Here is a 6,650-nt window from a genome sequence, read left to right on the forward strand (position 1 = left end):
GTGGGGGCCGGGCCGGTGCACCGGCCGGGCCCCCTCGTGTCGTACGGTCAGATCGCCGTGAGCGTCAGCCGCACGCCGGTCGGCGCCGTGTCCTGGATGTACGAGGCGAAGTCGGCCACGTCGTCGAAGGCGAAGCCGTACGCCCGGCCGTCCTCGGTGGCCGTGTGGACGGCCTTGGAGTAGTGGTTGGTGAGGTCCGTCCGGTAGAAGGACGAGGCGTCGGTCGTGGGCTGGGACGGGTGGCTGATCAGCGTCGAGCGGTTGAAGCCGGCGCCGAGGACCGCGGCCACGGGTCCGGTGGTGCCGTCGTTGGGCGCGGCGAGGTTGCCGTCGCAGAACAGGACGTCCCGGGTGGACGGCTTGGCGAACGACACCGCGGCGGGACCGTCGAAGGTGAACCGCTCCCCGCGCACCCGGCCGGTGAAGGTGCCCGCGTTGGTGGTGACGGTGAGGTCCCGGCCCGTGTAGGTGCTCCAGACCTCGTCGATGTACGGGGCGAAGTAGTCCTTGGCGAACAGCCCGGCGTCCAGGCCGTGACCGGGCGCGATGATGCGCGTGTCGTCCACCACGAGGTCCGCGAACCCCTCGGCCCGCCGGACGGCGGCGAAGGCGGCCGCGCGTCCGCCGGCGCGGACGGTGCCCGTCGTCTGCTCCTTCGCACCGGTCAGCCGGATGGCGAGCGGCACGCTGAACATGTCGACCATGGTGGTGTTGCAGAACATGCCGGCCGAGTTGTACGTGAACTCGGCGCAGTCGTGCAGCACGGCGTAGTTGGGGTCGGACTTCACCCAGCCGGCCGGGTACTGCAGGGCCGCGTTGCCGTTGCCGTCCGTGACCGCCTTGAACTTGAGCTTCTGCCCCAGCGCCACGTAGATGCGGCCCGACATGTAGGGCAGCGTCAGCCTGGTCTCGGCGCCGCTCGCGAGGCTGATCGCGTAGTCGGTGAAGCCGTCCGCGCCGTTGTCGGAGGCGGAGATCGGCGCGAGCGTGCCCTCGGGCGTCAGCCGCACCTGCCGGCCGTCCTGGTTGCCCACGACGTAGACGTGGACGGAGGCGTTGTCGAACGATCCGCTGTTGTTGACGATCGTCAGCGGAAGGGCGCCCGCGGCCTTCGTGCCCGCCCCCTCGCTCCCGGTCGGGCCCGCGAGGGCGTGCGGGGCCACCGCCGCGATGGCGGGAACGGCCACCGCCGCGCCGCCCAGGGCGAAGAGCATCTTGCGGCGGCCGAGGGGGCGCTGGTGACGAGCTGTCATGAGGGGGACTCTCCTTGGTGCTCTGCGCGGCGTGGATCGGTGTGGGGGGGGCGGTCCGACGCGACGCGCGCGGCATGAGAGCGCTCCCGGGAGTGCGTCGGTGGCGCGGACCGATCATGACTGTACGCACGCCAGTTGACCCGGCCAACTGCCCGGCAGCCCCCTCAAACGGCCCTGACCTGGGCTTACTTGTGAACGCTCGCTCACGACAGGGATGCTTAACCCGCCCTTAGGGATCACTTAAGGCGTTCCGGCCCCTCGCGCGGCCGGGTGCCGCTCCGGCCGGGGCGGTACAGGAACCCGCCCGCGGAATGTGACAGCGTGGACCCGCCGGTGATCACCCGGTGCACCACGCGGTGCGTCACCCGGCACGGACCACCGCCGGGGCAGGCACCCCAAGGGAAGACCCGTAAGGAGACCTCATGTCGAAGCCGCCCCTCCCCGAGGCCGCGGTGGCCCAGCTGAAGAAGCCGAACCCGGCGGTCATCGCCACCGTGCGGTCCGACGGGCACCCGGTGTCCACGGCCACCTGGTACCTCTGGGACGACGGCCGGGTGCTCATCAACATGGACGAGGGCCGCAAGCGCCTGGACCACCTGCGCAAGGACCCGCGCGTCACGCTGACCGTCCTGGACAGCGAGGACTGGTACACCCATGTGACCCTCATCGGACGGGTCGTCGAGATGCGCGAGGACCCGGACCTGACCGACATCGACCGGCTGTCGCGCCACTACCTCGACCAGCCGTACGCGCAGCGCGACCGCGCCCGGGTCAGCGCCTGGATCGAGATCGAGCGCTGGCACGGATGGGGCGCCCACCGGGACAGCGACCAGGCGTCCGCCTGAGCGTTCCCCCTCCCTCCCGGGGCCGGGCCGTCGACTGCACGGCCCGGCCCCGGCGTACGTCCGCCCCTCGTACGGCTTCCGCACGGCCTCCCGCACGGCCTCTTGCGTGAGGCGCCGCGCGGACCGCGCCACGCAGCCGCACTTCCCTGCCGCGCTTGCGCATTTTGTCCGCTTAGCATGCAGGAGCCGCCTCCTTGGGCCGACGCTGTCGTACGACGCGCCCGGGGCGCGCAGCCCGCCCCGTACGAGAGGACATCAGATGGCGCCCAAGGGCCGTCGCGGACCACTGTTCGAACACGCCTTCTCCCCGCAGGACGCCGTGTTGCGCGAGGCGTCCCGGCACCTCGGGCGCCGCCGCTTCCTCACCGCCTCCGCCGCGGCCGCCGCGCTCGCCTTCACCACCGGCAGGCCGGCCCGGGGCGCCTCGGCGGCCCGGGAGCGTCCCGCCCACCGGATCACCGACGACCCGTTCACCCTCGGCGTCGCCTCCGGGGACCCCCTGCCCGGCTCGGTGGTGCTGTGGACGCGGCTCGCCCCGCAGCCCTTCGAGCCGGACGGCGGGCTGGGGCAGGAGCGCGTCACCGTCCACTGGGAGGTGGCCGAGGACGAGTTCTTCCTCTTCGTCGCGCAGCGGGGCGTCACCCAGGCCCACCCGGAGTACGGGCACAGCGTGCACGTCGACGTGCAGGGGCTGGAGCCGGGCACCGAGTACCACTACCGCTTCCGCGCCGGCACCTGGCTGAGCCCGGCCGGCCGCACCCGCACCGCGCCCGCCGCGGGTACCGACCCGGGCCGCCTGCGGCTCGCCGCCGTCTCCTGCCAGGCGTACCACGACGGGTACTACACGGCGCACCGGCACCTCGCGGAGGACGACGTGGACGTCGTCGTGCACGTCGGCGACTACCTGTACGAGTACGCCGTGGACGCGGCGGGCGGGGCCCGCGCCTACACCGACGTGAAGCTGCCCGACCTCTTCAACCGGGAGGCCGAGACCCTCGCCGACTACCGGCTGCGGTACGCGCTCTACAAGGGCGACGCGGACCTGCGGGCCGTCCACGCCGCGCACCCCTTCATCCTCACCTGGGACGACCACGAGACCGAGAACAACTACGCGGGCGCCGTCGACGAGAAGGGCGGCCCCGCGGACGCCTTCCTGGTGCGGCGGGCCGCCGCCTACCGGGCCTACTGGGAGAACCAGCCGCTGCGCGAGGCCCAGCTGCCCTCCGGGCCCGACGCCCGGCTGTACCGCCGTCTCCACTGGGGCACGCTCGCCCAGTTCGACGTGCTCGACACCCGCCAGTACCGGTCCGACCAGGCCTACGGCGGCGGGCCGCACAGCCCGGGCCCGGAGTCGGACGACGCGGCGCGCACCATCACCGGGGACGCGCAGGAGCGCTGGCTGGCCGACGGGTGGCGAGCCTCCACCGCCCGGTGGAACGTGATGCCGCAGCAGGTGTGCTTCTCGCAGCGCAGGTTCGGCACCGAGGCGGACGCGACCGTCTCCATGGACGCCTGGGACGGCTACCGCGCCTCACGCGAGCGGGTGACGGCCGCGGCCACCGCCGCCGGGATCGAGAACTGGCTGGTCCTCACGGGCGACGTCCATGTGGGGTACGCCTTCGACATCAAGGGCGACTTCGACGACCCGGCGTCCCGCACGCTGGGCACGGAGATCACCACGACGTCCGTCACGAGCGGCCGGGACGGGACGGAGCGCCCGTCCAACTGGGCCACGTACATGGCCGCCAACCCGCACCTGAAGTGGTACGACGGGCGGCGCGGCTACGTACGCATCGAACTGGGGGCGGAGGCGGCGCGGACCGACTTCAAGGTGGTGTCCGCCGTGACCACCCCCGGCGCGCCCATCGAGACGGCCGCGTCCTTCGTGACCGAGGCGGGCGCCCCCGGCCTGAAGCCCGCCTGAGGCGCCGGGAACCGGTACTGCACTTGGCGACCTTCTGGTCCCCCGACGCGCGTAAGCGCTGTCCGATTGACATGTTTTAGGCATATTTCGGCAAAAGCTACGGACCGACGGCTCTTTCCACCGCTCCCGAAGGAGACAACTCGCATGGTCCACAGACACGCGGTGGCCGGGCGTCGTGCCGCCCTCACCGTTCTCGGCGCGCTGGCCCTCTCGGGGCTGCCCCCGGCCGTGGCGGCGGACCCGCCGCCGACCCCCGCGCGGGTCCCCTCCGCCGCCCAGACGCTCGGCGCCGACCGGCCGTCGCCGGAGGTGCTGCGCGCCCTCCAGCGCGACCTCGGCCTGACCCCGTCCCAGGCGGCGGCACGGCTGGTCAACGAGGCGGAGGCCGGCACCCGGGCCGGCCGTCTCCACAACACGCTGGGCCCGCGCTTCGCGGGTGCCTGGCTCGGCGGGACGACGTCCGCGGAGCTGACCGTCGCGACCACCGACGCCGCCGACGTGGCCGCCATCGAGGCGCAGGGGGCCAAGGCCGCGGTGGTGCGGAAGGCGCTGCGGGAGCTGAAGGCGGTCAAGAGCAAGCTGGACGCGTCGGCCGCCCGCGTCAGCACCCTGGACACCCCCGTCTGGTACGTCGACGTGCCCGCCAACCGGGTGATGGTGCAGGCGACGAACCGGCCGGCCGCAGAGGCCTTCCTCAAGGCGGCCGGCGTGGCCGTGCAGGACGTGGGCATCCGGGTCTCGGCGACCCGGCCGCGCGCGCTCGCGGACCTCCGCGGCGGTGACGGCTACTACATCGCCGACTCCGTGCGCTGCTCCGTCGGGTTCTCCGTCATGTCGGCCGCGACGCAGAAGCAGGGCTTCGTCAGCGCGGGGCACTGCGGGAAGGCGGGCGACAAGACCACCGGGTACGACAAGAGCGAACTGGGCGCCTTCGAGGGCTCCGTGTTTCCCGGCGCGGACATGTCGTGGGTGGGGGTGACCAGCAGCTGGACCGCTACGCCTCAGGTCAAGGGGCTGGGGAACGAGATGGTGCAGGTCGCCGGCTCGGCGCAGTCGCTGGTCGGGGCGTCGGTCTGCCGTTCCGGCTCCACCACGGGCTGGCACTGCGGCGCGGTCGAACAGCACGGCGTCAGTGTCAGCTACGGCCAGGGCACCGTGAACGGTCTGAGCCAGACCACGGTGTGCGCGGAGCCGGGCGACTCCGGCGGGTCCTTCATCTCCGGAACCCAGGCCCAGGGGGTCACCTCCGGCGGTTCCGGCGACTGCACGTCCGGCGGGACCACGTACTACCAGCCGGTCAACCCGATCCTCCAGCAGTACACCCTGACCCTGAAGACGGCCACCGGGTCCGCCGAGACACCGGGACCGCAGGACAGCGGGGCGGCCGACAGCTGGGCCACGAGCCGCGTCTACGAAGTCGGTTCGACGGTGACGTACGGCGGGGTGCGGTACCAGTGCCTGCAGGACCACCAGGCACAGGGCGCCTGGGCGCCCGCGAGCACGCCGGCCCTCTGGCAGCGCCTCTGAGGAGAGCGGGTGCCCGTCCCGGGGGGCCGCGTCCAGGACGGACGCGGCCCCCCGGCCGTCCTCCCCCGCTACTCCTCCGCGAGCAGCCCGTACGCGGCGGTCACGAACGGGTCGTGGGCGCGGAAGCGGCGGGTGCACAGCGCGGCCACGGCCGTGCCGGTGTCCGGGCGGAAGCCCAGGAACGCCTGCTGGCCGAGGGTCGCCCCGAGGTGGAAGTACATCGGCCCGCCGTCGGCCGGGTGCCGGAACCACGTCATCGTGTGCTCCTCCCGGTGCCCCCGGCCGCGGCGCAGGACGGGCCGCCGTACCGCCTCCAGCGCGCCGGCGAGCGGTGAACCGGCCGGGTCCAGGTGCGCCTCGAGGAAGGTGAGCAGGTCGTGCGGCGTGGCCCGCACGGCGCCGGCCGCCTGGAAGCCGCCGGTGACCAGGGCGGGTGTGGGGGTGCGCCCGTCCCGGCGGTGCCCCGTGGCGTCGACGGCCCCTCCCGCGGGCCGCAGGGCGGTGCCGTCCAGCCCCAGCGGGCGCAGCACCTGACCGGTGAGCAGGTCCTCCCACGGGGTGCCGGTCACGGCGGCGAGGGCGTGGCCGAGCACGGCGACGCCGAAGTTGGAGTAGGACCACCGGGTGCCGGGCCGGTGCCGTGGCCGGTGGCGCAGGAAGGCGTCGATCACCCGGTGGTCGGGGTAGCGCGCGTAGGGGTTGGTCCGCCAGGCGGGCAGGGCCCGGACGAAGAAGCCGGCGGGCAGGGCGGGCAGTCCGGAGGTGTGGGTGACCAGGTGCGCGAGGGTGATGGGGGTGGTGGGGGAAGGCGCGGGCGGGACGGCGCCCCGGCGGGCCGGGTCCAGGCAGGCGGCGGCCGGTTCACCCCCGGTCAGCGGGCCGTTCCGGGTCAGCTGCGCCAGCAGCAGCCCGGTGAACGTCTTGGACGCCGAACCGATCTCGTAGCGCAGGGTGTCGCGGGGAACGGCCGGGGGCGGGGCCGTGCCGCCGCTGTGGACGGTGCGGCGGCCGTACCGGGAGACGGCGACGACGACGTCGGGGGCGTCGGCCGCGCTCACGGCGGCGGCGAGCCGTTGCCGCGGCCGGAGGCCGGCGCGGCGA

5 protein-coding genes are annotated in these 6,650 nt (G+C 73.8%); 3 read left to right on the forward strand and 2 right to left on the reverse strand.

The genetic code is table 11. The annotated features are described in order from the left end of the window. Positions 1-47: 47 nt before the first annotated feature. On the reverse strand, positions 48-1,253 hold the full coding sequence (locus UW392_RS04915) for a beta-1,3-glucanase family protein (protein ID WP_320773615.1): 1,206 nt from the start codon (positions 1,251-1,253) through the stop codon (positions 48-50). A 422-nt stretch (positions 1,254-1,675) separates the two neighbouring features. Between UW392_RS04915 and UW392_RS04920 the strand changes: the two genes are divergently transcribed. From UW392_RS04920 to UW392_RS04930, 3 genes are all read left to right on the forward strand, one after another. Beyond that, complete coding sequence (locus UW392_RS04920; protein WP_320773616.1) at positions 1,676-2,098, forward strand: PPOX class F420-dependent oxidoreductase; 423 nt, start codon at positions 1,676-1,678, stop codon at positions 2,096-2,098. A 259-nt stretch (positions 2,099-2,357) separates the two neighbouring features. Continuing rightward, the gene (locus UW392_RS04925) at positions 2,358-4,022 is read left to right on the forward strand and encodes an alkaline phosphatase D family protein (RefSeq protein ID WP_320773617.1); all 1,665 of its coding nucleotides are present in this window, start codon (positions 2,358-2,360) and stop codon (positions 4,020-4,022) included. Between the two features lie 144 nt (positions 4,023-4,166). Further along, entirely contained in the window at positions 4,167-5,549 is a 1,383-nt protein-coding gene (locus UW392_RS04930) for a carbohydrate-binding protein (RefSeq protein ID WP_320773618.1), read from the forward strand. Positions 5,550-5,617: 68 nt separating this feature from the next. On the opposite strand, the gene UW392_RS04935 is transcribed toward UW392_RS04930, so the two are convergent. Beyond that, positions 5,618-6,607 carry a serine hydrolase domain-containing protein gene (locus UW392_RS04935; protein ID WP_320773619.1) on the reverse strand — a complete coding sequence of 330 codons (990 nt, stop codon included), beginning with the start codon at positions 6,605-6,607 and terminating at the stop codon, positions 5,618-5,620. Between the last annotated feature and the right edge of the window lie 43 nt (positions 6,608-6,650).

The organism is Streptomyces sp. CRN 30 (assembly GCF_034105845.1).